The sequence below is a fragment of the Nocardia sp. MH4 genome (genome assembly GCF_019266065.1).
Lineage (GTDB): Bacteria > Actinomycetota > Actinomycetes > Mycobacteriales > Mycobacteriaceae > Nocardia > Nocardia canadensis.
Genome location: NZ_LPNR01000132.1, coordinates 97,622 through 119,156 on the forward strand (window position 1 = coordinate 97,622; position 21,535 = coordinate 119,156).

Here is a 21,535-nt window from a genome sequence, read left to right on the forward strand (position 1 = left end):
ACATGGATGTACTCATCGGCCAACTCTTCACCGGGTTGAGCCTCGGTTCAATTCTTCTGCTCGCCGCCCTCGGCCTAGCGCTGACCTTCGGTCAGATGGGCGTCATCAACATGGCCCACGGCGAATTCATCATGGCCGGCTGCTACACCACCTACGTTGTGCAGCAAGTCTTCTCGTCGGCGGGCGTCTCACTGGTCGTCTCGTTATTCATGGGCTTCCTGATCGGCGGCCTGCTCGGCGCCGCCCTGGAAATGGGCCTGATCCGCTACATGTACGACCGCCCGCTGGACACGCTGCTGGTCACCTTCGGTGTCGGCCTGGTGTTGCAGCAGGCCGCGCGTGACATCTTCGGCGCGCCCGCCAAGAACGTGCTGGTGCCCGAATGGCTCAGCGGCGGCATCACCATCGCGGGCGCGGTGGTGCCCAAGACCCGCATCTTCATCCTGGTGCTGGCGATCGTCGCGGTGACCGCGCTGGCCGCGGTCCTCAAGACCACCCCGATGGGCCGTCGTATCCGCGCCGTCGTGCAGAACCGCGGCCTGGCCGAAACCTCCGGCATCTCTTCGCGGTTCACCGATATCAGCACGTTCTTCATCGGTTCCGGCCTGGCCGGCGTGGCCGGTGTGGCCTTGACCCTGATCGGCTCGACCAGCCCCACCATCGGCCAGAGCTATCTGATCGACGCGTTCCTGGTGGTCGTGATCGGCGGCCTCGGCCAGATCAAGGGCACGGTCATCGCGGCGTTCGCGCTCGGCCTGCTCAACTCCTTCATCGAATACTCGACCACCGCGTCCATCGCGAAGGTCATCGTGTTCGTGCTGATCGTCATCTTCCTGCAGGTTCGCCCGCAGGGTCTGTTCACCGTGCGGACAAGGAGTCTGGCATGACCGCACTCACGGAACGTCTCCGCGCCTACCCCCGGCTGACCCCGGTCGCCGGGTTCGCGATCGCCGCCTTCCTCTTGTTCGCGGTGGCCCCGGCGGTGCTGAGCGACTTCCGCCTGAACCTGCTCGCCAAGTTCCTCTGCTTCGCCATCGTGGCGGCGGGGATCGGGCTGGCGTGGGGCCGCGGCGGCATGCTCACCCTGGGCCAGGGCGTGTTCTTCGGCATCGGCGCCTACATCATGGCCATGCACATGCAACTCGCCGACGCCGCCCGCCTCGGCAACGACGTCCCGGAGTTCATGGAGATCTCCGGCATCAGCGAACTGCCCGGGTTCTGGCAGCCCTTCGCCTCGGCGCCGATGGCGATTCTCGCCATCCTGGTGCTGCCCGCGCTGGTGGCCGCCGTGCTCGGCTACGGCGTGTTCAAGCGCCGGGTGCGGGGCGCGTACTTCGCCATCCTGAGCCAGGCGCTGGCCGCGGCGCTGGCCATCCTGCTCACCGGGCAGCAGGCCATCGGCGGCTTCACCGGCCTGTCGGACTTCCGGTCCTTCTTCGGGTTCCGGCTCTCCGACCCGGCCAACCGCCAGATGCTGTTCTTCATCGCCGCGGGCACGCTGCTGCTGGTCGTCGCGCTGATCCGGCAGCTCAACCGCAGCCGCTACGGCGAACTGCTGGTCGCGGTGCGCGACGCGGAGGAGCGGGTCCGCTTCCTCGGCTACGACCCGGCCAACATCAAGATCGTCGCCTACGTGGTGGCGGCGTTCCTGGCCGGCATCGCCGGTGCGCTGTTCACCCCGATCGTCGGCATCATCTCCCCCGCCGACATCGGTGTCGTCCCGTCCATCGCGTTCCTCATCGGCGTCGCGATCGGCGGCCGCACCACCCTGCTCGGCCCGGTTCTCGGCGCGATCGGCGTCGCCTGGGCGCAGACCTCGCTGTCGGAGTCGTTCCCCTCGGGCTGGACCTACCTGCAGGGCGTGCTGTTCATCGTGGTCGTCGGCTTCATCCCCGCCGGGCTGGCCGGGCTGTGGCCGCTGTTCAAGGGCTGGTGGCACAGCCGCACCCCCGAACCGGCCCCGGCGACGCCCGCCGCACCCGCACCCGTCGTCACCGAGGAGAAGGTGGAAGCGCGATGACCACACACGAGCCCAAAGCGGGCGGCAACGCGGGCATGGACAGCGACTACCTCGAAATCCGCGGTCTCTCGGTGAGTTTCGACGGGTTCAAGGCGGTCACCGATGTCGACCTGACGGTGCTCCAGGGCGACCTGCGGTTCCTGATCGGCCCCAACGGCGCGGGCAAGACCACGCTCATCGACGCCATCACCGGCCTGGTGCCGGCCACCGGCTCGGCCCAGAAATCCGGCACCGAGCTGCTCGGCAAGAAGGTGCACCAGATCGCCCGCCTCGGCGTCGGCCGCACCTTCCAGACCGCGAGCGTGTTCGAGCAGCTCAGCGTGCTGCAGAACCTGGACATCGCGGCGGGGGCGGGCCGCTCGGCGCTGTCGCTGTTGCGGGCGCGCAAGTCGGTGCTGCCGAGCATCGAAGAGGCCTTGGAGACAACGGGTCTGACCGCGCTGCGGGACAAGCCCGCCGGGGTGCTGGCGCACGGACAGAAGCAGTGGCTCGAGATCGGCATGCTGCTGGTGCAGAACGCCTCGGTACTGCTGCTCGACGAACCGGTCGCGGGCATGAGCGCCGAGGAACGCGAGGAGACCGGAAACCTGTTGCGCCGCATCGGCGGTGACCGCGTGGTCGTCGTCGTCGAGCACGACATGGACTTCATGCGCTCCTTCGCCACCTCGGTCACCGTCCTCGCGGGCGGCAAGGTGCTCAGCGAGGGCAGCGTCGAAGAGGTGCAGGCCGATCCGAAGGTGCAGGAGGTCTATCTCGGCACCGCGGCACTGGCCGGGGACGCGACGAACAAGGAGTCCGCCGATGCTTGAACTACACGACATCCACTCCGGCTACGGGCGCACCGAGGTCATCCACGGTGTCAGCCTGACCGTGCCCGACGACAGCGTGGTCGCCATCATGGGCCACAACGGCGCGGGCAAGACCACGCTGCTGCGCACCGCGGTCGGCCTGCTGCCGACCAAGTCGGGCACGATCACCTTCGACGGCGACAAGATCACCAAGTTGTCCCCGTCGCAGCGGGTCAAGCGCGGTATCGCCTACGTGCCGCAGGGGCAGCAGAGTTTTCCCCAGCTGACCACCGCCGAGAACCTGCAGGTCGTGGCGGACGGGCGCAAGCGCGGCAAGGCGCTGATCGAGGAATCGCTCGAGCTGTTCCCCGCGCTGCGTGAGCTGCTGACCCGCAAGGCCGGCCTGCTCTCGGGCGGTCAGCGGCAGCAGCTGGCCATCGCGCGCGCGCTGATCACCGAACCCAAGCTGCTCATCCTCGACGAGCCGACCGAGGGCATCCAGCCCTCGGTGGTGGCCGAGATCGAGCGCACCATCATCGATCTCACCCAGCGCGGCGGACTCAGCGTGCTGCTGGTGGAGCAGCACATCGGCTTCGCGCTGCAAGCCGCTCAGCACTACTACGTGCTGCACTCGGGGCATCTGGGGTCCTCGGGCGAGGGCGGTGCCGGTGCCGAATCCGCGGTCCGCGCGGCGATGGCGATCTGACCGAAGGCCATGAACCGCAGGGGGCGGGTGTCCCTGGCCGAGCGCGTCTACCTGGCGCTGCGTGACGACCTGGCCACCGGGACCCTCCCGCCGACCGAACGACTGCGCGCCGAACGGCTGGCCCAGCGCTACGGCGTCTCGCGCACTCCGGTGCGCGAGGCGCTGGCCCGGCTCCAGGCCGACGGCTTGGTCCAGCGCCACCCGGACGGGCTCTACCTCTATCGCCCGCGCCTGGCCGAGCTCGACGAGCTCTACGAACTACGAATAGTGCTGGAAGCCCGGGGTTTCCAGCGCATCGATGCCGCGGACTCGGTCCAGCCGCACAGCCCCGCCGCCCACGATCTGCCCGCCGTGCGCGCCGAACTGGAGCGCTGGCGCGAATACCGGGACACGCCACCGGAACCCGGGCCGGAGCTGGTGGCCGCCGACGAGCGGTTCCACACCGAGCTGCTGCGGGCGGCGGGTAATTCGGCCCTCGCCGAGGCGCTCACCGCGGTCTACGTGCGGGTGCGCCCGGTGCGCACCATGGACGTGCCGACCGCCGAGCGGGTCGCGGCGATGACAGCCGAGCACATCACCATCGCCGAGCAGGTGCTGGCCGGGGCGGGCGACCAGGCGCTGCACACCCTCACCGCGCACATCGATTCCTCCCGCGCGCACGTCCGGGTGCGGGCCGAGCAGGCGATCGCCTTCACCAAACTCGGCCGTGCCGTGCGAGATTGAGGGCTCAGCAGCCGTCCTGGAACGGCCAGCACTGGACCGGACGCTGACCGGCCGGGGTCGAGGCGGGCGCCCTGGTCGTGCTCTGGGAGATCTCGGAGCTGGGACGCGGGTGCGGCGAGTCCCGCAGCAGGGCCTGCCCGACCACCAGGAACACCACGAACACACCGAGCACGGCCGCGACGAACAGGATCAGCCCGACCAGCTTCCCGCGCTCGGACGGCTCGGCGGGCGGCGGCGCCTGGATCGGTTCGGTGAACTTGCGCGGCTGCGGCGGGCGCGGCGCCGGCGCGGGGCGGCTGCCCTCGAAGCCGTCGGCGGCCAGGTCGGCGCGCGCGGGCGTCAGGTCACCGGCGCCCAGCGCGGTGCAGGTGGCGAGTACCCGGTCGATCGTCCATTCGCGAGGCCCGGCGGAGAAGCCCTCGAGGTACACGCGCAGCTCGTGCGCGTCGACGGTATTGGCGACCAGCACGTCCAGCCCGGACCGCAGCGCGGTGCGGGCGGGCCGCACCACCACGCCCCGATAGGGCACCATCACCACCGCGCCGCTGACGTGCCTGCTGTCCTGCAGCGCCTGCTCCAGCGCCACCCGCACGGCGTGTATCCCGTGCTCGAGCCGGTCGGTGAGCCCGGTCGAGGGCTCGGCGTCCAGGTCGAGCGGGCTGTCGCTGATCGTCCACTCGCCCGCGGCCGAGACCGCGAGCAGGCCGCTCTGACGTCGCCGGAAGCCCTTCACCTCGATGACCGTGATCCCCCGCGGCGTCACGATCACCGCGCCCAGCCTGCGATCACCGACCCGGCAATCCACCAGCGCGAGCCCCGTGCTCGGATAGGCGCGCAGGCAATCGACGAACTCCCGCTCGGCGCCGGTGAGCTCCGCATCCGGCCTGATCCGAACCAGCATTCCGATGTTCCCCTACCAGTGCTGCGACCTCACACCGCCGCTGCGCGCTGCGGTACCCACCGATCATGACGCGCAACTGTTGCGAAAACCACTGGAAACCAAAGAAAACCGGCACGACTCCCGCAGTCGCCTTCGCGATCCCATACCGGCGAGTACGCTGCGAACCGGCCGGGCGAGCACGAGCAGACAGGTGGAGAAGTGATGGATCCAGCGCCCCTACCACGGGTTTCCCCGGGACGGTTCGCCGAGCTCGGACCGATCAACTGGGTTGTCTGGCAAGTGCTTTCCCGGGCGTCGGGCACCGATGACGCGCATCTGTTCAGCACCCTCGGGCGCACCGGCGGGCTGTTCCGCGGCTGGCTGCACTTTTCCGGCAAGCTCATGCCGGGCGGGCGGCTGCCACGCGCCGAGGCCGAACTGGTCATCCTGCGGGTCGCGCACCTGCGCGCGTGCGACTACGAGACCGACCATCATCGCCGCCTCGGCCGCAAGGCCGGACTCTCGGCGGTGGAGATCGACCGCGTCGCCGCCGGGCCCGAGGCCGAGGGCTGGACGCCACGGCAGCGGGCGCTGCTCACCGTCGTCGACCAGCTGGTGACCAGCCGCGACGTCGACGATGCCGCGTGGGCCGAGCTCGCCGCACACTACGACGAGCGCCGGCTCATCGAGATCGTGCTGCTGATCAACCAGTACGAGGGCCTGGCCGCCACCATCACCACGCTGCGGATCGACCGCGACACTCTCCCGCCTCTCCGCGACTTCTAGCCGGACCGAGGCTCGGAGCTGGGTCAGGTCGGCGGCGGGCGGTGGTCACCGGCACGGTCAGCCCGTGCCCGGCGCGCTGTCCCGCGCTCATGTTGTGACTCAGCTCATAGGGCGAAGCGTTCGGTTCGCCGTCATGGTTTCAACCGTACATCGTACGGAGTTAAACGAACCGAGGAGAACGCATGCAGATCACCGGCTCCGCCATCTCGCTCAATGTCGCCGACCCCCAGGCCTCGGCGAAGTTCCTGGTCGACCACCTCGGCTTCACCGAACAGATGGCCGCCGACGGGTTCGTCTCCCTCCAGCGGCCCGATGCCGGAATGAACGTCATCTACCTGCGCACCGGCCTGAGCACCTTCAAGCCGGCGCGCATCGCGGGCAGCGCGGGCGACGGCACGCTCGTGGTGTTCATCGTCGACGACATCGACGCCGAGTACGAGCGACTGCGCGCCGCGGGCGTGCCGATCGAGACGCCCATCGAGACCGAGGAGTGGGGCGAGCGCTACTTCCAGATGACCGACCCGAACGGGATCGTCATCCAGCTGGTGCAGTGGGTGTGATCAGCGGCGCGCGACGCGCAGCGCGGCGACGACCATCGGGATCTGCAGCGGCAGCCGCGCCAGCACACCGGCCTTGAACAGGCCGTTCGCCTTCGGATTGCCGACCACGTCGACGGCCATCTGGATGTTCGCCGGGAAGACCCCGACGAACAGCGCCGCGGCCAGCCAACCGCCGAAGCGGCGGGTGCGCGGCACCGCCAGCGCCGTCGCGACGCCGAGCTCGGCGACCCCGGACGCGTAGGTGTAGGTCCGCGGGTTGCCGGGCAGCTTCGGCGGCACGATGCCGTCGAACGGCTTCGGCGCGACGAAGTGCAGGACACCCATCACGAACAGCAGCCCGCTCAGGTAGGAGTGCGCGCGTCGACGGGGAGTTTCGGTAGCCACACCCGAACTCTGCCACACCACTCCCCGTCGGCCCACCCCCGAAATCAGCCGAGGAGGGCGCGCAACGCCTCGGCGGGCGGGGTCACCGGGCGGCCGAGGAGCTTGGCCAGGTCGCCCGTGCGGACCTCGAGCAGGCCGTCGGCGATGCCCGAGTCGGCATCGGCCAGCGCCGCGGCCACCGGCTCGGGCAGGCCCGCCTGGCGCAGGACCGCCGCGTAGTCGGCTTCGGTCAGGTTTTCGTAGCGCACCGGCGTGCCGGCGACCTCGGTGAGTACGGCGGCGATGTCGGCACCGGTCAGGGCGTCGTCCCCGCCGAGCTCGTAGACGCGGCCCTCGTGGCCGTCGGTGGTGAGCACGACCGCCGCCGCCTCGGCGTAGTCGGCACGCGGGGCACCGGAGACCTTGCCCTCGCCCGAGGCGCCGGCGAGCACACCGGTCTGCACGGCATGCGCGGCGCCGGCGGCGTAGTTCTCCCAGTACCAACTGTTGCGCAGCAGGACGGTCGGTACCGACGCGGTGGCGAGCACCTCCTCGGTGCCCCGATGCTCCTGCGCCAGGATCATCCGGTTGTCGGTCGCGACGGGGATGCTGGTGTAGGCGAGCAGCTGGACACCCGCGCGCTCGGCGGCCCGGATGACAGTGGTGTGCTGGGCGACCCGGGCGCCGAATTCGTTACCCGAGACCAGCAGCAACCGGTCGACACCGGCCAGCGCGGCATCGAGTGCTGCGGAATCGTCATAACTCGCCTGCCGGACCTGCGCACCACGTTCGGCCAGGTCGGCGACCTTGGCGGGATCGCGCACGATCGCCACCGGCTGTTCGCCCGCCGCCAGCAGGGCCTCGACGACGAGCCTGCCCAGCTGTCCACTCGCTCCGGTCACCGCAACAGTCATGATCTTCCTCCAGGGTTTGTACCGATTTTGAAGTACTAACTATTCGTAAGCACTATGCATTCCGCAGGCACTCTGGTCAAGGGCGGTACGATCGGCAGCATGAGCACGCAGCCCCCGTCGACCGACGACGATCAGGCGCTGGAAGCCGACGTCTTCGCGCGCAACTGCGAGTCGCGGCCGGTGCTCCAGAATGTCGCCAGCCGGTGGGGCGTGCTGGCCCTGGTGGCACTACGCGAAGGCCCCTACCGATTCAGCGCGCTGCGCAGGCGCGTCGACGGCGTGAGCGAACGGATGCTGTCGCAGACCCTGCAGACCCTCGAACGCGACGGCATGGTGCATCGCGAGGTGCTCGAGGCCATTCCGCCGCGCGTGGAGTACACGCTGACCGAGCTCGGCGCGCAGGTCGCCGAGCGCTTGGAGTCGCTGATCGTGGTCCTGGAGACCAACATGGACACGGTCCGCGAAGCCCAGGCGAGCTACCACCGATCCGCCGTTCCGCGGACCCAGGCCGATCGCTAGGCCCGGCGCGATTCGCGGCGGCGCGTGCCGAGTCGGAGTGCGCCTGTCCCCGGCGAGTCAGCCGTGGTCGCGCCGGAGCAGCTCGGAGACGGTCGTGAATTCGTAGCCTCGGGAGCGCAGGCCGGTGACGATCTCGGGGAGCGCGGCGGCGGATTCGCGCCCGTGCATGACGTGCAGCAGCACGACCGAGCCGGGCCGAGTCCGGGCCAGGGTGTCGGCGACGACGTCCGCACGGCTCGCGCCACCCGCGGAGTCGGGCTCGACATCCCAGGTCACGGTGGTGCGGTCGTGCTCGGCGAGGTAACTGGGGAGCGCCCAGAGCTTCTTGCCGTAGGGCGGCCGGAAGGTGATCGGGCCCTGGTAGCCGGTGCGGCGGATCTCGGCGTCGGTGCGCTCGATCTCCTCGCGCACGGTGTCACCGGAGACCAGCACCATGCGGCGATGCGTATAGGAGTGATTGCCGATCTCGTGGCCCGCCGCGGCGATCGCCGCGCCGTATTCGGGGTGGGCGGCCAGGTCTTCCCCGACCAGGTAGAACGTGGCCGGGACCCGCGATTCGGCGAGCACGCGCAGGATCTCGGGCGTGCGTTCGGTCGGCCCGTCGTCGAAGGTCAGGGCGACCAGTTTCTCGTCGGTGTCGACGCGATCGACCAATCGTCCCGTCAACTGGTAGGTCCGCGAATTCATCAGCACATACAGCCCGCCGACCACCACCAGCAGTACCGCGACGACCGCTGCCCCGCCGATCAACCACTTACGCACACAAGCTGTATACCGCACGAGGGGAACCCGGCGACAGACGAACGCGAGAACATGGATGACTCACCGGGCACGGGCTGACCCGTCCCGGCAAGCATCCTCGGCCACTCCGTACAGCTACTCGATCACCTGCGTGATGTCGCCCGGGTTCAGGTAGTCGAAGAAGCGGTGGGCGCCGTCCTCGGTCATGCGCACACAACCGTGCGACTTCGAATTCACCGGGCCGACATGGAATGCCATGTCACCGTTGAAGAAGGTGGCCCAGCGCATCGGCGCGTTGTGCATCGTGCTCCAGTGGAATTCCCGCTTGAAGGAAATCCGGGTGACCGCGGGCGGAGTTTCGTATCCGGCCATACCGTGCGAAATCGGCGTCGGGCCGAAGATCACCCGGCCGTTGTCGACCAGCCACGCTTCGTTCGTCGACAGCCGCATGCACGCCCTCGCCTCGACCACCGGGCACGGCGACGCCGTCGGGACGACGGCGGGAACACCGGGAAGATCGGGGCCACCGGGGAAAAGCGGTTCGGCCACCGCGGGCGCCATGGTTCCGAATCCGGCCACCGCTACCACTGCCGCCGCACGAGCTACCCAACCGAGAATGCGCTTGCTCATCGAATCCGTTGCCTCTCTGTCCGCCTCCCCGCGACTCTTGCCGGTGGTCGGCAGGTCGAACAGCCAGGGTGCCGGGCTGGCGGTCACGAGGAAGTCAGCTAGTGGGCGTGCCCGGCGAGTTACCCATGTACTCACGAGATCAGGTGTAGCGACTATCGAGCGAACGAAGAACTACACGGATCATCGTGGACAGCATCCCCATTCGCCAAATCAACGCCCGTAATTTTGGCCGAAAAGAAATACACGCAATTCGTGTCGCGGACACGACCGAGGGGCGGTCGCCCGGCGACCGCCCCTCGTGTCTTCGATGAATCAGAAGTTGATCATGTGGCCGGCGAGGCCGTGGATCGCTTCCTGCAGCGCTTCGCTGAGCGTCGGGTGGGTGTGCACGTTGCGCGCGAGCTCGTTGACCGTGAGATCCCACTTCTGGGCCAGGGTCAGCTCGGGCAGCAGCTCCGAGACGTCGGGGCCGATGAGGTGGCCGCCGATGAGCTCGCCGTGGGTGTTGTCGGCGATCAGCTTCACGAAACCGGTCGGGTCGGCCAGGCCGTGCGCCTTGCCGTTGGCGGTGAACGGGAAGGTCGCGACCTTCACGTCGTAGCCCTCGTCGAGGGCCTGCTGCTCGGTGAGACCGAAGCTGGCGACCTGCGGCTGGCAGAAGGTGGCGCGCGGCATCATCCGGTAGTCGCCCAGGGTCAGCGTCTCGGCGCCGGCGATGGTCTCGGCGGCGACCACACCCTGCGCCTCGGCGACGTGCGCGAGCTGGAGCTTGGCGGTGACGTCACCGATCGCGTAGATGTGCGGCACGTTGGTGCGCATGTTGTCGTCGATCGCGATGGCGCCACGGTCGGTGAGGGCGACACCGGTGGTCTCCAGGCCGTAGCCATCGACGCGCGGCGCGAAGCCGACGGCCTGCAGCACCTTGTCGACGGTGACGGTCTCGATCGCGCCGGACTTGTTGTCCTTGATCTGGACGGTGACCTTGGAGCCGTCGTCGTCGATCGACTGCACGGCGGCACCGGTGGTGATGGTGACGCCGAGCTTCTTGTACTGCTTGGTGATCTCCTTGGAGACGTCGATGTCCTCGTTGGGCAGCGCGCGGTCGAGGAATTCCACGATCCGCACGTCGACGCCGTAGTTCTTGAGGACGTAGGCGAACTCCATGCCGATCGCACCCGCGCCGACGATCAGGATCGAGCCGGGCAGCTCACGGGTGAGGATCTGCTCCTCGTAGGTCACCACGTTGGCCGAGAGCTGGGTGCCCGGCAGCAGCTTGGTGGTGGTGCCGGTGGCGATGATGACGTTGTCGAACGTGATCGTCTCGGTGCCGCCCTTGGTCAGGGCCACATCGAGCGAGTTCGGGCCGGTGAAGGTACCGAGACCGTCGAACTCGTCGATCTTGTTCTTCTTCATCAGGAAGTGCACGCCCTTGACGCGCCCGTCGGCCACCTTGCGGCTGCGATCGAAGGCGGCGCCGAAGTCGAAGCTGACCTCACCGGAGATGCCGAAGGTCTTGGCTTCCTTGTGGAAGATATGGGCCAGTTCGGCGTTGCGCAGCAGTGCCTTGGACGGGATGCAGCCCACGTTCAGGCACACGCCACCCCAGTATTTCTGCTCGACAATCGCTGTTCGCAGGCCGAGTTGAGCGGCACGGATCGCGGCGACGTATCCGCCGGGACCAGCGCCGAGAACGACGACATCGTAGTGGGAAGTCACGACCCCGAGCCTAACTCTGTTTCGGGGAGTTCACCCACCCGTCCCCCACTTAGGTGAGGTGCGCGCGAGCGGGCGCTACGGACCGCCGAGCACCTTGCGCAACGTGTCGGCCACGGCCGCGAGCTCGGCGGCGCTCACGTGGGCCCCGAGCCTGCGTTCGATGCCGGCGAGGTAGTGCGGCGCGGCCTCGCGGAACCGCTGCCTGCCGAGGTCGGAGATGGCCACCAGCGCGGACCTGCCGTCGTCGGGGTTGGTCTCGCGGCGCAGCAGGCCGTCGGCTTCCAGCTCGGCGACGAGGCGACTCACCCTGGTCCGGCTGAGGACGACCTTGTCGCCCAGATCGCTCATCCGCATCGGCCCGGCCGCGTCGAGTTCGAGCAGCACGTCGTACCAGGTCAGCGGCAAGCCGGTGGCTTTGCGGAGTTCGGCGTCGAGTTCGGGGACGAACGCCGCGTGCACCTGCAACAGCGCCGCCCACGCGGCGACCGCGGGACGACGGGACGGCTGATCGTTCGGCACCGGACCAGTCTACCCACTTGCGTGCGTGCGCACACAACTAGTAGCGTGTGCACGCACATAAATTTCCTTCGAACAACCGAGGTGGACCCCATGACCGCACTCATCACCCGCGACGAACTGGCCGCGGCGATCGAGTCGAACACCGTGACCGTGCTCGACGCACTCGGCCCGGAGTACTACGCCAAGGCGCACCTGCCCGGCGCGCTCAACCTGATCGCCGACGATGTCGCCGACCGCGCCCCCGAACTCCTGCCGGACCGCGACGCGGCGGTCGTCGTCTACTGCTCGAACGCCGGGTGCGGCAACAGCCAGGTCGTCGCGAGCGAGCTGGAAGCCCTCGGCTACACCGATGTCCGCAAGTACCGCGAAGGCATCCAGGACTGGTCCGAGGCGGGCCTGCCGATCGAAACGTCGGCCTGACCGCTCGCGCCACAGCCTTCCACCGCCCGACCAGCGGCCCGCCGACGGCGAGCCGCTAGTCGGGCTCGCCGGGCCGCAGCGCCTTGCCGATCTCGTCGGCGAGCAGGAAACCGGCCAGGCCGTGCCCGTGCTTCTCCCGGCGCACCAGCGAGATGATGTTGACGTCGAAGGCGTCGCGCACCTGCCGGAAGGCCAGGCGGCCGTCCCGGAGTTCCTCGGCGATGTCGAACTCACTGAGGAAGGCGATCGCCTCGCCGGACATCGCCAGCCGCTTCATCGTCTCGATCGAATTGGTGTGGAACGCGGGCTGGATATCGAGACCGGCGTTGGCGAAGGCCTCGGCGACGATCCCGTGGATCACCATGGCACGGTCGGCGAAGATCAGCGGAAACGGAGTGCACTGCGCGAGCGGGATCGTCTCCATCGGGGCCAGCGGATGATGCGGCGAGACAACGACTCCGAGCCGCGTGTTCATCTGCCAGCAGACCTCGAGCTGCGCCGACGGCGGGATATTGAAGCCGAGGCCGAGGTCTGCCTCACTGTTCTCGATGGCCTGCACGATGTCGAGGGTCGACATGGTGCGGATCGAGATCCGGACCTGCGGATGCCGGGCGCGAAACGTCGTGGCCGCGGTGGCCACGACACTGCTGGCCAGGCCGGTCATGGTGGCGATCACGACCTCCCCGCTGCCGAGCGCGCGCAGATCACGGATGTCGGCCACGGTCTCGCGGTATTGCCGCAGCGTCTGCCGGATGTGCACGAGCAGCGCCTCGCCCGCCGGGGTGAGCCGCATGCCGCGCGGCAGCCGTTCGAACAGCGGCTGGTCGAGTTCGGCCTCCAGCAGCAGGATCTGCCGATTGATCGCCGACGGCGCGACATGGAGCCGGGCGCCGGCCGCGCGAATGGACCCGAGCCGCGCCACTTCGTCGATGTACTGCAGCAATCGTGAATGGAGCACCGCCACCTCCTGGAATTAGTGTACGAAAATTTAGTACACCTCGTGCGAAAACGAATGCTTGTGGGCAACGGTGCTGATCACGTCCAATCGATACAGGCGCAGCGACAGTGCCGAAATATCGAGATGAGGACCGCCATGCCCCAGCAGAATTCGACGACCGAGGCCCCTTTCCCGGGCGCCGCCGAGGTTTCCGCCCACGACGATCACGTCCGCACGATCTTCGCCATCCTGGCAGGCGAGCAGGAAGCGGACCTGCTGCTGCGCAATCTGCACATCCTCGACGTGCACAGCGAATCCGTCTATCCCGGTTCGCTGCTGGTCCACGGGGAACGCATCATCGCACTGAACCCCGACGAGTCGATCGTGCGCTATCGCGAATCCTTCGACGGTGGCGGCCTTTACGCGATTCCTGGCCTGATCGACTCGCACCTGCACTTCGAATCCCAGCTCGCGCATCCGGCGGCCTTCGGCGAGGCGATCGTGCCGAGCGGCACGACCACGGTCTTCGGCGAGACCCTCGATTTCGCCAGCGCGGCGGGCGACGAAGCGGTCGACGCCGCCCGGGCGCTGTTCGCCGACCACGACAAACTCCCCTACCGGCTCTACGCTTTCGCGCCGGGGAAGAAGACCTCGCCGGAAGTCACCGAAGCGATGCTGGCGATGGATCCGGTCATCGGCCTCGGCGAACTGGCCCATCTGTCCTATATGACCGGCAACGCCGACGATTTCCGCAAGTCCGCGCTCGGCCGGGCGAACGCCGGATTCGTCAACTGCCACTGGGGCGTCACATCACTGCCGGACATGCTGCTCAATTACATGCCCGCGATCGGCGTCGACAACAACCACGACGTCTGGAACGAAGCCGATATCGAGAAGAGCATTCGCTACGGCCTCAACACCCAGATCAAATTCGGCGTCGGTAGCCCGGAGGTCATTCGAACAATGTTGCGCGCCATCGTAAAACGGCACTGGCCCGCCGAGAACTTCCAGCTCTGCGCCGACAATATCTCGGTGGACCGGGTCCTGCGGCAGGGCCATATCGACTGGGTCGTCTCCCTGGCCGTGGAGATGGGTATGCCGCCGATCAAGGCGATCAAGATGGGCACCCTCTACGCGGCGCGCTCGTTCCACAAGGACCGCGATCTCGGCTCGCTGAGCCCGGGCCGCTTCGCCGACATCGTGCTCACCGACAGCCTCGCCACGATCAATCCGCGCTATGTCTTCAAGGGCGGCAAGCTGGTGGCCCGGGATCGGCGCCTGCTCGAGCCCGTCGGGATCGACTATTCGGTGCTGGCCAAGCGACCCAGGCCCGGCCTCGAGGGCCTGCGTGCCGAACAGCTCGACCTCACCCCGATCGAGATCTCGGCGGACGGCACCCGGGCGAAGGTGCTGGTCTTCGACGTCTACGGGCGCGGGCATCGCAAGTTCGCGCAGGAGGTCTGGGTGCCGGTGCGCGACGGCGCGATCGTTCCCGAGCACGACGGGGTGCGGCTCAACCGGATCTCGATCGTGCAGCGCTACGCCGACGGCGCGCGCCACATCGTGAACGGGCTGTTCCAAGGCGTCTCGATCGAGCGCGGGGCGGTCTCGACCTTCTGGCCAGCGCCGTCGGCCTACTTCGTGGTCGTCGGATCCGACAGCGCCGAGATGCGCGCGAACCTCCAGCAGCTCGACGGGCTGGTCGGCGGCTGTGTCGTCACCGACGAGCAGGAAGCGAAAGCCGTGCTGCCGCTGGACTTCTATGGCGTCATGGCGGATATGGACCTGACCGAACTCGTCGAGGCGACCCGGTCGATCGACGAGGCGCTGGCGAAACTCGGCCATCACAACGAGGGCGAACCGGTCGTCAACAAGCTACTGACGCTGTTCATCTCGCTCGATCGCTTCGGCTTCATGAAATAGCGTCGGCTACCAGAGCAAGGGATCCACCGCTATGCAGCACGACAACGACGCGGCAGTCATCGACAACGGGAACAAGGTGCGCCGCTGGATCACCTACGTCGCCGGAATCTATATCCTCACCCTCGGCCTCAGCCTGGCCATCAGGGCCGGGATCGGGATCTCCCCGCAGAGCAGCCTCACCCGCACGATGACGCTGGTGTTCACCCCGCTGAGCCAGGGCAACTACAACCTCATCCTCGAGATCATCATGCTCGGCCTGACCTTCCTGGTCGGACCGAAGGCTTTCAAGGCGAGCTACCTGCTTTCGATGATCCCGGCGCTGGTGCTGGCACTGCTCCTCGACCTGAACCTGTGGCTCACCGAGTGGGTCCACCTGGAGCCGTACGCGGCCAACCTCGTCTTGCTGGTCTTCGCCGACGCGATGCTGGCGCTGGGCCTGTTCCTGATGATTCGCGCGAACCTGATCCTGATGCCGATCGACCTGTTCGTGAATACGATCCAGCAGCGGACGGGCCGCAAGTGGGGCAACATCAAGACCGTGTTCGACTGCACGCTGCTCGCGATCTCGGCGGGCATCGGGCTGATCTTCCTCGGCGCACCGCATTTCATTCGCGAGGGCACGATCATCAACGCGATCCTCGTCGGCCAGTACGTGAAGGGGTACTTCTTCCTGTACGGGAAGGTCACGGCGCGCAAGCGCGCGGCCCAGCCGGTGCCGACGCCCGTCGCCGACTAGCGCGAACCGCCGCCGCCCCGCGCGGCAGGCTGGTTCGCCTCGGCTGCGGTCAGTCGCGCCAGACCTGGCCGGCGACCCTGGCGAAGTTGCCGCCGAAGATCGCCGCGCGCTCGGCTCGGTGGAACCCCCGGTCGGCCAGCAGCTCGTCGAGGCCGGGTGCGCCGGACTCGCCGAGCAGGTCCTCCGGGGGAACCCATTGGAGCGGGCCCCATTTCGTGTACGCCTCGGAGAAAGCGCCGGGATTGTCCCGGATCTCGTCGTTGAATTCCCGGCCGTCGAAGGAGTAGTCCGAACCGATGCCGATGTGGTCGAGCCCGACCAGATCGACGCCGTAGCGGATGTGGTCGGCCATGGCGGCCAGCCGGGCTGCGTGGTCGTCGGGAGCGTTGTGACCGAGGAAGATTCCCACCCCGTTGATGCCGATCACCCCGCCGGTCTCGGCGCAGGCGCGGGCCTGGTCGTCGGAGATGTTGCGCGGATGCTCCCACAGGGCAGCGAAATTGGAGTGGCTGTAGATCATCGGGACGGCGGTGTTGGTCGCGATATCGAGCCCGGTGCGACGCGAGCAGTGCGAGCCATCGGCGAACACGCCGACCTCGTTCAGCTTGCGCACCAAGTCTTTTCCGTAGCCGGTGAGGCCGGCGTCCTCGGTATCGAGACAGCCACAGCCCGCCGCGTTGGCGTGGTTGTAGCTCGGGAGCAGCGAGCGCACGCCGAGCCGGTAGAACATCTCCACATTGTCGAGATCACCGCCGAGCGGGGCCGAGTCCTCCAGGTCGAAGGCCAGCGCGATCGCGTCGTCGGCGCCGATATCGGCGCGGCGCTCGACCAGCCGGAAACGCGGATCGGCCGATGCCTGGTCACGGAATTGGTGCAGCAGCGCCAGCGAATCCGTGGTGGTCTGCGCCGAATACCCGACGTTGACCGACAGATACGACCCGAGCGGGTAGCGGGCGAGCTCGCCGATGCGCGCGGTGTGATGCAACGGCAGACAGCAGTGCTGCTCCCACAGGAAGGGCGCCATGGTCACCTCCGGTCGTAGTCCGTGACCTGCGATCCTACGGATCGCAACACATCCGGAACCTCAACGACGCTAACGGGTTGTCTGATCGGTCCGATCAATCAGTACTTCCTCCCACTGCCCGAAGGCGGTGCGACATGCGTCGCTTCCTCGTCCTGCTCACCACGCTCGCGGCCTGCGCGGGCCTGTGGACCCTGCCCGCTACCGCGACCCCGTCCTCCTGCGGACTCACCTGGGGCTCCCTCGACAAGTCGAGCGCGGGGTACTCCACCGCGACCGTCGGCGCAGTCCGGTCCGGCCGCCACGACTGCTTCGACCGCCTCGTCGTCGACCTGTCCGGCCCGCTCCCGGGCTACCGCGTCGGTTACGTCGACACGGTCGCCATGGACGGCTCCGGCGCCGCGGTCCCGTTGCGCGGCGGCGCGTACCTCCAGGTGATGGTGCAAGCCCCGGCCTACGACGCCGAGGGCAACAGCACCTACCGCCCCGCGAACCGCGCCGAACTCGTCGACGTCGGCGGCTACCCGACCTTCCGTCAGGCCTCCTGGGCCGGCTCGTTCGAGGGCCAGACCACCCTCGGCCTCGGCGTCCGCGCCCGCCTGCCGTTCCGGGTTCTCACCCTCGACGACCCCGCTCGCGTGGTGATCGACGTCGCTCACTCCTGGTGAGCCCGCACACTCCCGCGGCCACTCGGCAACAATGGGGGAATGAGCGGCGTTGAGCAGGACGTGACGGATCCCTATCTCTGGCTCGAGGATGTGACCGGCGAGGCCGCGCTGGACTGGGCGCGGGCCCGCAACGAGGTGGTGCGGCAGCGGTTCGCGGACACGGAGCGGTTCGGCGCGCTCGAGCAGCGCGTGCTCGCCATGCTCGACGACGACACCAAGATCGCCTACCCCGGCCGGCGCGGGCCGTGGCTGTACAACTTCTGGCGCGATGCCGAGCATCAGCGCGGGCTGTGGCGGCGGACCACCTTCGAGTCCTACGCGAGCGAGAACCCCGAGTGGGATGTGCTGATCGACGTCGACGCCCTCGCCGAGGCCGACGGGGAGAACTGGGTCTGGGCGGGCGCCACCGTCCTGCGGCCCTCGCAGGAGCGCGCCTTCATCCAGCTCTCCCGCGGCGGTGCCGACGCGAAGGTTCAGCGTGAATTCGACCTGACGACAAGGGAGTTCATCGCACCGGCGGACGGCGGGTTCTTCCTGCCCGAGGCCAAGTCGCAGCTGCGCTGGATCGACATCGACACCGTCTACGTCGGCACCGATTTCGGCCCCGGCTCACTCACCGATTCGGGCTACCCGCGCATCGCCAAGCGCTGGCGGCGCGGCACCGCGCTGGCCGAGGCGGAGACGGTCTTCGAGGGCAAGCCGACCGACGTCTCGGTCAGCGCCGGTTACGACCGCCATCCCGGCTTCGAACGGCACTGGGCCGGCCGGGCGACCGACTTCTTCAACGAGGAGATCTCCCTGCTGGATGCCGATGGCACCTGGCGCCTGCTGGAGACTCCGACCGACGCCGATGTGAGCTGGTATCGCGACTGGCTGCTGGTGCGGCTGAAGACCGCGTGGGAGGTCGGCGGCGCGACCTTCGAGCCGGGCAGCCTGCTCGTCACCGATCTGCCGGGGTTCCTCGCCGGCGAACGGGATTTCGAGGCCCTGTTCACGCCCGACGCGCACACCTCGCTCGACGGCTGGGGCTGGACCGAGAACCACCTCGTCCTGACCACCCTGCAGGACGTGCAGACCGGCCTGCGGGTGCTCACGCCCGGCCCCGACGGCTGGACGACGACCGAACTCGCCGACTCCCCCGCCATGTCGTCGACCACGGTGAACAACCTCGACCCGCTCGAGGGCGGCGACGAATTCATGCTCACCACCACCGGATTCGCCACGCCGACCACCTTGCTCAGCAGTGCCATCGGCGAACCGGCCACGGTGCTCAAGCAGGCCCCCGCCTACTTCGACGCCACCGGCATCGAGACCGAACAGTTCTTCGCGACCTCCGACGACGGAACGGCCGTGCCCTACTTCGTGATTCGTCACCGTGACCGTCGCGGCACGCCGAGCCCGACCATCATGAACGGCTACGGCGGCTTCGAGATCTCCAAGACGCCCCAGTATCTGGGCTCGGCGGGCATGGCCTGGCTGGAGCGCGGCGGCACCTACGTGGTGACCAATATCCGCGGCGGCGGCGAATACGGCCCCGAATGGCACACCGCGGCACTGAAAGAGCACCGGCACCGCGCCTTCGAGGATTTCGCCGCGGTCGCGCGCGACCTGGTGACCCGTGGCATCACCACCCCGGATCGCCTCGGCGCCATCGGCGGCAGCAACGGCGGTCTGCTGATGGGCGTCATGCTCACCCGCTACCCGGAGCTGTTCGGCGCGATCGTGTGCCAGGTGCCGCTGCTGGACATGCGGCGCTACCACCTGCTGCTGGCGGGCGCGTCCTGGGTGGCCGAGTACGGCGACCCGGACAAGCCGCAGGAGTGGGCCTACATCAGCGAGTACTCGCCGTATCAGAACACCGACACCGGCAAGCAGTACCCGCCGATCCTGCTCGCCACCTCCACCCGCGACGATCGCGTGCACCCCGGGCACGCGCGAAAGATGGCGGCGCTGCTGGAATCCCAGGACCGCACCGTCTGGTACTACGAGAACATCGAGGGCGGGCACGGCGGCGCGGCCGACAACAAGCAGTCGGCCTACCTGTCGGCGCTGGTCTACGAGTTCTTCACGCAGATGCTGATGGAGGGCCGCCGCTCGGCGTAGGCCCTAGCGGTCGCGCAGCCACTTCTCGACGACGTCGACCGTGGAATCCGGATTGGTGATCCAGCCGTTGTGCCCGAGGGCCTCCGGCTGGAACCACCGGGTCACCGGCGCCGCGGGCAGTTTGCTCAGCAGGTGGTCGGCGGAGGTCTGCGGCGCCAGGTCGTCGCCGGCCACAGTGATCGACAGGATCGGGAACTTCAACCGCGAGATCCGTTCCTCGTAGTCGATATCGGCGCCGACGGGCACGAAGCGCCCGGTGCGGGCCAGCCGCGCCCAATCCGACATGAGCACCTTGGACTGCCTGCCGAAGGCGCGGCGGCCGAGCATGTCCCCCGGCCAGAACCCGGCCAGATTCGACGCGACCGCCACCGCGGCCGTGCCGACCAGCATCCCCGGCCCGAGCACCCCGCGATATCCGCGGAAGTACGGCGTGCCGGACGCGATCAGGATCAGCCCGGCGATCCGCCCGCGCGCCCTGGCGGCGTAGAGGACGGCGAGCTGCCCGCCCATGCTGTGGCCGAGCAGGTAGGGCGTGCTGCCGGGGAACCGGTCGCGCACCGCCTGCAGGATCGCCGGGAAGTCGACGGAGGCCAATTCGTGGTAGCCGTAGGCGCTGTCGGCGTCGGGCCGGTGCGTGCTGTCACCGTTGCCGCGCAGCTCGCCGATGGCGACGTCGAAGCCGCGCTGGGCCAGCCGGTCGCCGAAGTACTCGTAGAACTCACCGGGCACGGCGAGGCCGGGCACGATGACGACGACCGGTCGCGGCGCGTCCGGAGTCACCGGATGTCGATGCGGGCCGCGCGCGGGGATGAGCCGCACGGGCAGGGTAGTGCCGTCGGGCACCTGGATCGGGACGACCTCGACCCGGGGCATCAGGCCCCTACCGCACCGAGGATCACCCGGCTCAGCACTTGGATCACGTCGTCGAGCGGCGGCCGCGGATCGGAACCGCTCCAGCCGTCGACGACATAGTTGACCGCGCCGATGATGGCCAGCACGCGCAGCTCGTAGTCACCGGAGGGGATCTCGCCGTGCATGGCGGCGTCCTCGGCGGCGCTGGCCAGCAGCGAGCCCCACACGCGCCGTAGCTCCAGCCGGAACTTCTCCACCTTGGGGCCCGCGCCGACCACCTCGACGAGCGCCACCCGCGCCTTGCGTGGATCGGCGCCGATCGCCTCGACGTAGGCGCGCACGGCGGCATCGATCTGTTCGAGCACCGTCGCGTCGGTCTTCGCTTCGAGAGCAGTGGCGACCGCTTCGCGCGATTGCCGATCGATCTGCTCGTACAGTTCCAACAGCAACGACTCGCGGCCGGTGAACTCCTCGTAGAACTGACGGGACGACAGTCCCGCGTCCTTACAGATGGCACCGACCGAGCTGTTGGCGTACCCGTCGCGCGCGAAGACCGTCAGGCCTGACTCCAGAAAACGCGCACGCCGCTGGCGTTGCCGGTCCTCTACGGGTTGCCCGGCATACATTCGTCCCGTATTCGCATCCTGTGACATTGTCGCTGACAATACCGAAGGGCCCGATCCCCTCGTCATGGATCGGGCCCTTCGGCTGCCCTTCCGGCTTACCGCGCGTTAGCCGAAAGTTGGCTACAGTCCGCTCAGTTGCCCGAGGCCTGCGCAGAACCGGTGCTGAGCGAGCTGGTGAGCAGGCCCAGCAGCAGGGTCAGGATGTTGCCGTCAGAGCCGTCATCGGTGATGTTGTAAAGCATGTGTCACTCCAAGTTGATGCTTTGTGACTACGTTGTCACTGGCCATTTGCCGTCTCGGACGATACCGAGGCAAATCTGAACAGGGAGTGTTTTAGAGGAATTTCCTAGAACTTTTTTGTCACTTGGCACAAGCCCCAGGAAC

General features: G+C 68.2%; 24 protein-coding genes. 13 read left to right on the top strand and 11 right to left on the bottom strand.

Annotated features, from left to right (window positions below):
• Positions 1–2: 2 nt before the first annotated feature.
• The 5 genes from urtB to ATM97_RS32705 are packed head-to-tail and all read left to right on the top strand — an operon-like array spanning position 3 to position 4,237.
• Positions 3–887: an urea ABC transporter permease subunit UrtB gene (urtB, locus tag ATM97_RS32685; protein ID WP_218722068.1), complete on the top strand. Its 885-nt coding sequence runs from the start codon at positions 3–5 to the stop codon at positions 885–887.
• Positions 884–2,020, top strand: coding sequence for an urea ABC transporter permease subunit UrtC (gene urtC, locus ATM97_RS32690; RefSeq protein ID WP_218722069.1), 1,137 nt, complete (start codon positions 884–886; stop codon positions 2,018–2,020). Before urtB ends, urtC begins: the two co-directional genes overlap by 4 nt.
• Complete coding sequence (urtD, locus tag ATM97_RS32695) at positions 2,017–2,829, top strand: urea ABC transporter ATP-binding protein UrtD (protein WP_218722070.1); 813 nt, start codon at positions 2,017–2,019, stop codon at positions 2,827–2,829. Before urtC ends, urtD begins: the two co-directional genes overlap by 4 nt.
• Positions 2,822–3,514 carry an urea ABC transporter ATP-binding subunit UrtE gene (gene urtE / locus ATM97_RS32700; protein WP_189025293.1) on the top strand — a complete coding sequence of 231 codons (693 nt, stop codon included), beginning with the start codon at positions 2,822–2,824 and terminating at the stop codon, positions 3,512–3,514. The genes urtD and urtE overlap by 8 nt, the downstream gene beginning before the upstream one ends.
• 9 nt (positions 3,515–3,523) lie before the next feature.
• Positions 3,524–4,237, top strand: coding sequence for a GntR family transcriptional regulator (locus ATM97_RS32705; RefSeq protein WP_218722071.1), 714 nt, complete (start codon positions 3,524–3,526; stop codon positions 4,235–4,237).
• A gap of 4 nt (positions 4,238–4,241) precedes the next feature.
• On the opposite strand, the gene ATM97_RS32710 is transcribed toward ATM97_RS32705, so the two are convergent.
• Entirely contained in the window at positions 4,242–5,138 is an 897-nt protein-coding gene (locus ATM97_RS32710; protein ID WP_218722072.1) for a nuclease-related domain-containing protein, read from the bottom strand.
• Between the two features lie 201 nt (positions 5,139–5,339).
• Between ATM97_RS32710 and ATM97_RS32715 the strand changes: the two genes are divergently transcribed.
• Both ATM97_RS32715 and ATM97_RS32720 read left to right on the top strand, forming a co-directional pair.
• Positions 5,340–5,903, top strand: coding sequence for a carboxymuconolactone decarboxylase family protein (locus ATM97_RS32715; RefSeq protein ID WP_218722073.1), 564 nt, complete (start codon positions 5,340–5,342; stop codon positions 5,901–5,903).
• Between the two features lie 182 nt (positions 5,904–6,085).
• Positions 6,086–6,463, top strand: a complete 378-nt coding sequence (locus ATM97_RS32720) for a VOC family protein (protein WP_218722074.1) — start codon at positions 6,086–6,088, stop codon at positions 6,461–6,463.
• On the opposite strand, the gene ATM97_RS32725 is transcribed toward ATM97_RS32720, so the two are convergent.
• Together ATM97_RS32725 and ATM97_RS32730 are read right to left on the bottom strand one after the other, a co-directional pair.
• A complete protein-coding gene (locus ATM97_RS32725; protein ID WP_255588776.1) occupies positions 6,464–6,787 on the bottom strand; it encodes a hypothetical protein in 324 nt (107 codons plus the stop codon).
• 104 nt (positions 6,788–6,891) lie between these two features.
• A complete protein-coding gene (locus tag ATM97_RS32730; protein WP_218722076.1) occupies positions 6,892–7,740 on the bottom strand; it encodes an SDR family oxidoreductase in 849 nt (282 codons plus the stop codon).
• Positions 7,741–7,839: 99 nt separating this feature from the next.
• On the opposite strand from ATM97_RS32730, the gene ATM97_RS32735 reads away from it, so the two are divergent.
• Entirely contained in the window at positions 7,840–8,259 is a 420-nt protein-coding gene (locus ATM97_RS32735) for a helix-turn-helix domain-containing protein (protein WP_218722077.1), read from the top strand.
• 57 nt (positions 8,260–8,316) lie between these two features.
• Here ATM97_RS32735 and ATM97_RS32740 read toward each other — a convergent pair whose 3' ends face one another.
• The 4 genes from ATM97_RS32740 to ATM97_RS32755 all read right to left on the bottom strand — a co-directional run bounded on the left by ATM97_RS32740 (position 8,317) and on the right by ATM97_RS32755 (position 11,865).
• Positions 8,317–9,021 (bottom strand): polysaccharide deacetylase family protein, encoded by a 705-nt coding sequence (locus ATM97_RS32740; RefSeq protein ID WP_218722078.1) that lies wholly within the window; start codon positions 9,019–9,021, stop codon positions 8,317–8,319.
• A gap of 114 nt (positions 9,022–9,135) precedes the next feature.
• The gene (locus ATM97_RS32745) at positions 9,136–9,579 is read right to left on the bottom strand and encodes a L,D-transpeptidase (RefSeq protein WP_308248708.1); all 444 of its coding nucleotides are present in this window, start codon (positions 9,577–9,579) and stop codon (positions 9,136–9,138) included.
• 363 nt (positions 9,580–9,942) lie between these two features.
• The gene (gene lpdA / locus ATM97_RS32750; protein WP_218722080.1) at positions 9,943–11,346 is read right to left on the bottom strand and encodes a dihydrolipoyl dehydrogenase; all 1,404 of its coding nucleotides are present in this window, start codon (positions 11,344–11,346) and stop codon (positions 9,943–9,945) included.
• 75 nt (positions 11,347–11,421) lie between these two features.
• On the bottom strand, positions 11,422–11,865 hold the full coding sequence (locus tag ATM97_RS32755) for a MarR family winged helix-turn-helix transcriptional regulator (protein WP_218722081.1): 444 nt from the start codon (positions 11,863–11,865) through the stop codon (positions 11,422–11,424).
• A gap of 90 nt (positions 11,866–11,955) precedes the next feature.
• Here ATM97_RS32755 and ATM97_RS32760 point away from each other — a divergent pair, with 90 nt between their 5' ends.
• On the top strand, positions 11,956–12,285 hold the full coding sequence (locus tag ATM97_RS32760) for a rhodanese-like domain-containing protein (RefSeq protein WP_218722082.1): 330 nt from the start codon (positions 11,956–11,958) through the stop codon (positions 12,283–12,285).
• Positions 12,286–12,340: 55 nt separating this feature from the next.
• Here ATM97_RS32760 and ATM97_RS32765 read toward each other — a convergent pair whose 3' ends face one another.
• The gene (locus ATM97_RS32765; RefSeq protein ID WP_218722083.1) at positions 12,341–13,243 is read right to left on the bottom strand and encodes a LysR family transcriptional regulator; all 903 of its coding nucleotides are present in this window, start codon (positions 13,241–13,243) and stop codon (positions 12,341–12,343) included.
• Between ATM97_RS32765 and ATM97_RS32770 the strand changes: the two genes are divergently transcribed.
• Positions 13,235–15,145: an adenine deaminase C-terminal domain-containing protein gene (locus ATM97_RS32770; RefSeq protein ID WP_218722084.1), complete on the top strand. Its 1,911-nt coding sequence runs from the start codon at positions 13,235–13,237 to the stop codon at positions 15,143–15,145. The genes ATM97_RS32765 and ATM97_RS32770 overlap by 9 nt on opposite strands.
• Before the next feature lie 31 nt (positions 15,146–15,176).
• Positions 15,177–15,881: a YitT family protein gene (locus ATM97_RS32775; protein WP_218722085.1), complete on the top strand. Its 705-nt coding sequence runs from the start codon at positions 15,177–15,179 to the stop codon at positions 15,879–15,881.
• 49 nt (positions 15,882–15,930) lie between these two features.
• Here the strand turns inward: ATM97_RS32775 and ATM97_RS32780 are convergent, their stop codons facing one another.
• Positions 15,931–16,905, bottom strand: coding sequence for a dipeptidase (locus tag ATM97_RS32780; protein WP_218722086.1), 975 nt, complete (start codon positions 16,903–16,905; stop codon positions 15,931–15,933).
• 134 nt (positions 16,906–17,039) lie between these two features.
• On the opposite strand from ATM97_RS32780, the gene ATM97_RS32785 reads away from it, so the two are divergent.
• Positions 17,040–17,570, top strand: a complete 531-nt coding sequence (locus ATM97_RS32785; RefSeq protein ID WP_218722087.1) for a hypothetical protein — start codon at positions 17,040–17,042, stop codon at positions 17,568–17,570.
• A gap of 39 nt (positions 17,571–17,609) precedes the next feature.
• Positions 17,610–19,673, top strand: a complete 2,064-nt coding sequence (locus ATM97_RS32790; RefSeq protein ID WP_218722088.1) for a prolyl oligopeptidase family protein — start codon at positions 17,610–17,612, stop codon at positions 19,671–19,673.
• Positions 19,674–19,676: 3 nt separating this feature from the next.
• Here ATM97_RS32790 and ATM97_RS32795 read toward each other — a convergent pair whose 3' ends face one another.
• Both ATM97_RS32795 and ATM97_RS32800 read right to left on the bottom strand, forming a co-directional pair.
• Positions 19,677–20,546: an alpha/beta fold hydrolase gene (locus tag ATM97_RS32795; protein WP_218722089.1), complete on the bottom strand. Its 870-nt coding sequence runs from the start codon at positions 20,544–20,546 to the stop codon at positions 19,677–19,679.
• Complete coding sequence (locus ATM97_RS32800; RefSeq protein WP_218722090.1) at positions 20,546–21,151, bottom strand: TetR/AcrR family transcriptional regulator; 606 nt, start codon at positions 21,149–21,151, stop codon at positions 20,546–20,548. Before ATM97_RS32800 ends, ATM97_RS32795 begins: the two co-directional genes overlap by 1 nt.
• Positions 21,152–21,535 lie beyond the last annotated feature (384 nt).

Excerpts from the sequence above, each read along its gene's own strand:
- urtB (WP_218722068.1), top strand. The coding sequence starts at position 3 with ATGGATGTACTCATCGGCCAACTCTTCACCGGGTTGAGCCTCGGTTCA.
- urtC (WP_218722069.1), top strand. The coding sequence starts at position 884 with ATGACCGCACTCACGGAACGTCTCCGCGCCTACCCCCGGCTGACCCCG.
- urtD (WP_218722070.1), top strand. The coding sequence starts at position 2,017 with ATGACCACACACGAGCCCAAAGCGGGCGGCAACGCGGGCATGGACAGC.
- urtE (WP_189025293.1), top strand. The coding sequence starts at position 2,822 with ATGCTTGAACTACACGACATCCACTCCGGCTACGGGCGCACCGAGGTC.
- ATM97_RS32705 (WP_218722071.1), top strand. The coding sequence starts at position 3,524 with ATGAACCGCAGGGGGCGGGTGTCCCTGGCCGAGCGCGTCTACCTGGCG.
- ATM97_RS32710 (WP_218722072.1), bottom strand. The coding sequence starts at position 5,138 with ATGCTGGTTCGGATCAGGCCGGATGCGGAGCTCACCGGCGCCGAGCGG.
- ATM97_RS32715 (WP_218722073.1), top strand. The coding sequence starts at position 5,340 with ATGGATCCAGCGCCCCTACCACGGGTTTCCCCGGGACGGTTCGCCGAG.
- ATM97_RS32720 (WP_218722074.1), top strand. The coding sequence starts at position 6,086 with ATGCAGATCACCGGCTCCGCCATCTCGCTCAATGTCGCCGACCCCCAG.
- ATM97_RS32725 (WP_255588776.1), bottom strand. The coding sequence starts at position 6,787 with ATGGGTGTCCTGCACTTCGTCGCGCCGAAGCCGTTCGACGGCATCGTG.
- ATM97_RS32730 (WP_218722076.1), bottom strand. The coding sequence starts at position 7,740 with ATGACTGTTGCGGTGACCGGAGCGAGTGGACAGCTGGGCAGGCTCGTC.
- ATM97_RS32735 (WP_218722077.1), top strand. The coding sequence starts at position 7,840 with ATGAGCACGCAGCCCCCGTCGACCGACGACGATCAGGCGCTGGAAGCC.
- ATM97_RS32760 (WP_218722082.1), top strand. The coding sequence starts at position 11,956 with ATGACCGCACTCATCACCCGCGACGAACTGGCCGCGGCGATCGAGTCG.
- ATM97_RS32770 (WP_218722084.1), top strand. The coding sequence starts at position 13,235 with ATGGAGCACCGCCACCTCCTGGAATTAGTGTACGAAAATTTAGTACAC.
- ATM97_RS32775 (WP_218722085.1), top strand. The coding sequence starts at position 15,177 with ATGCAGCACGACAACGACGCGGCAGTCATCGACAACGGGAACAAGGTG.
- ATM97_RS32780 (WP_218722086.1), bottom strand. The coding sequence starts at position 16,905 with ATGGCGCCCTTCCTGTGGGAGCAGCACTGCTGTCTGCCGTTGCATCAC.
- ATM97_RS32785 (WP_218722087.1), top strand. The coding sequence starts at position 17,040 with ATGCGTCGCTTCCTCGTCCTGCTCACCACGCTCGCGGCCTGCGCGGGC.
- ATM97_RS32790 (WP_218722088.1), top strand. The coding sequence starts at position 17,610 with ATGAGCGGCGTTGAGCAGGACGTGACGGATCCCTATCTCTGGCTCGAG.
- ATM97_RS32795 (WP_218722089.1), bottom strand. The coding sequence starts at position 20,546 with ATGCCCCGGGTCGAGGTCGTCCCGATCCAGGTGCCCGACGGCACTACC.
- ATM97_RS32800 (WP_218722090.1), bottom strand. The coding sequence starts at position 21,151 with ATGTATGCCGGGCAACCCGTAGAGGACCGGCAACGCCAGCGGCGTGCG.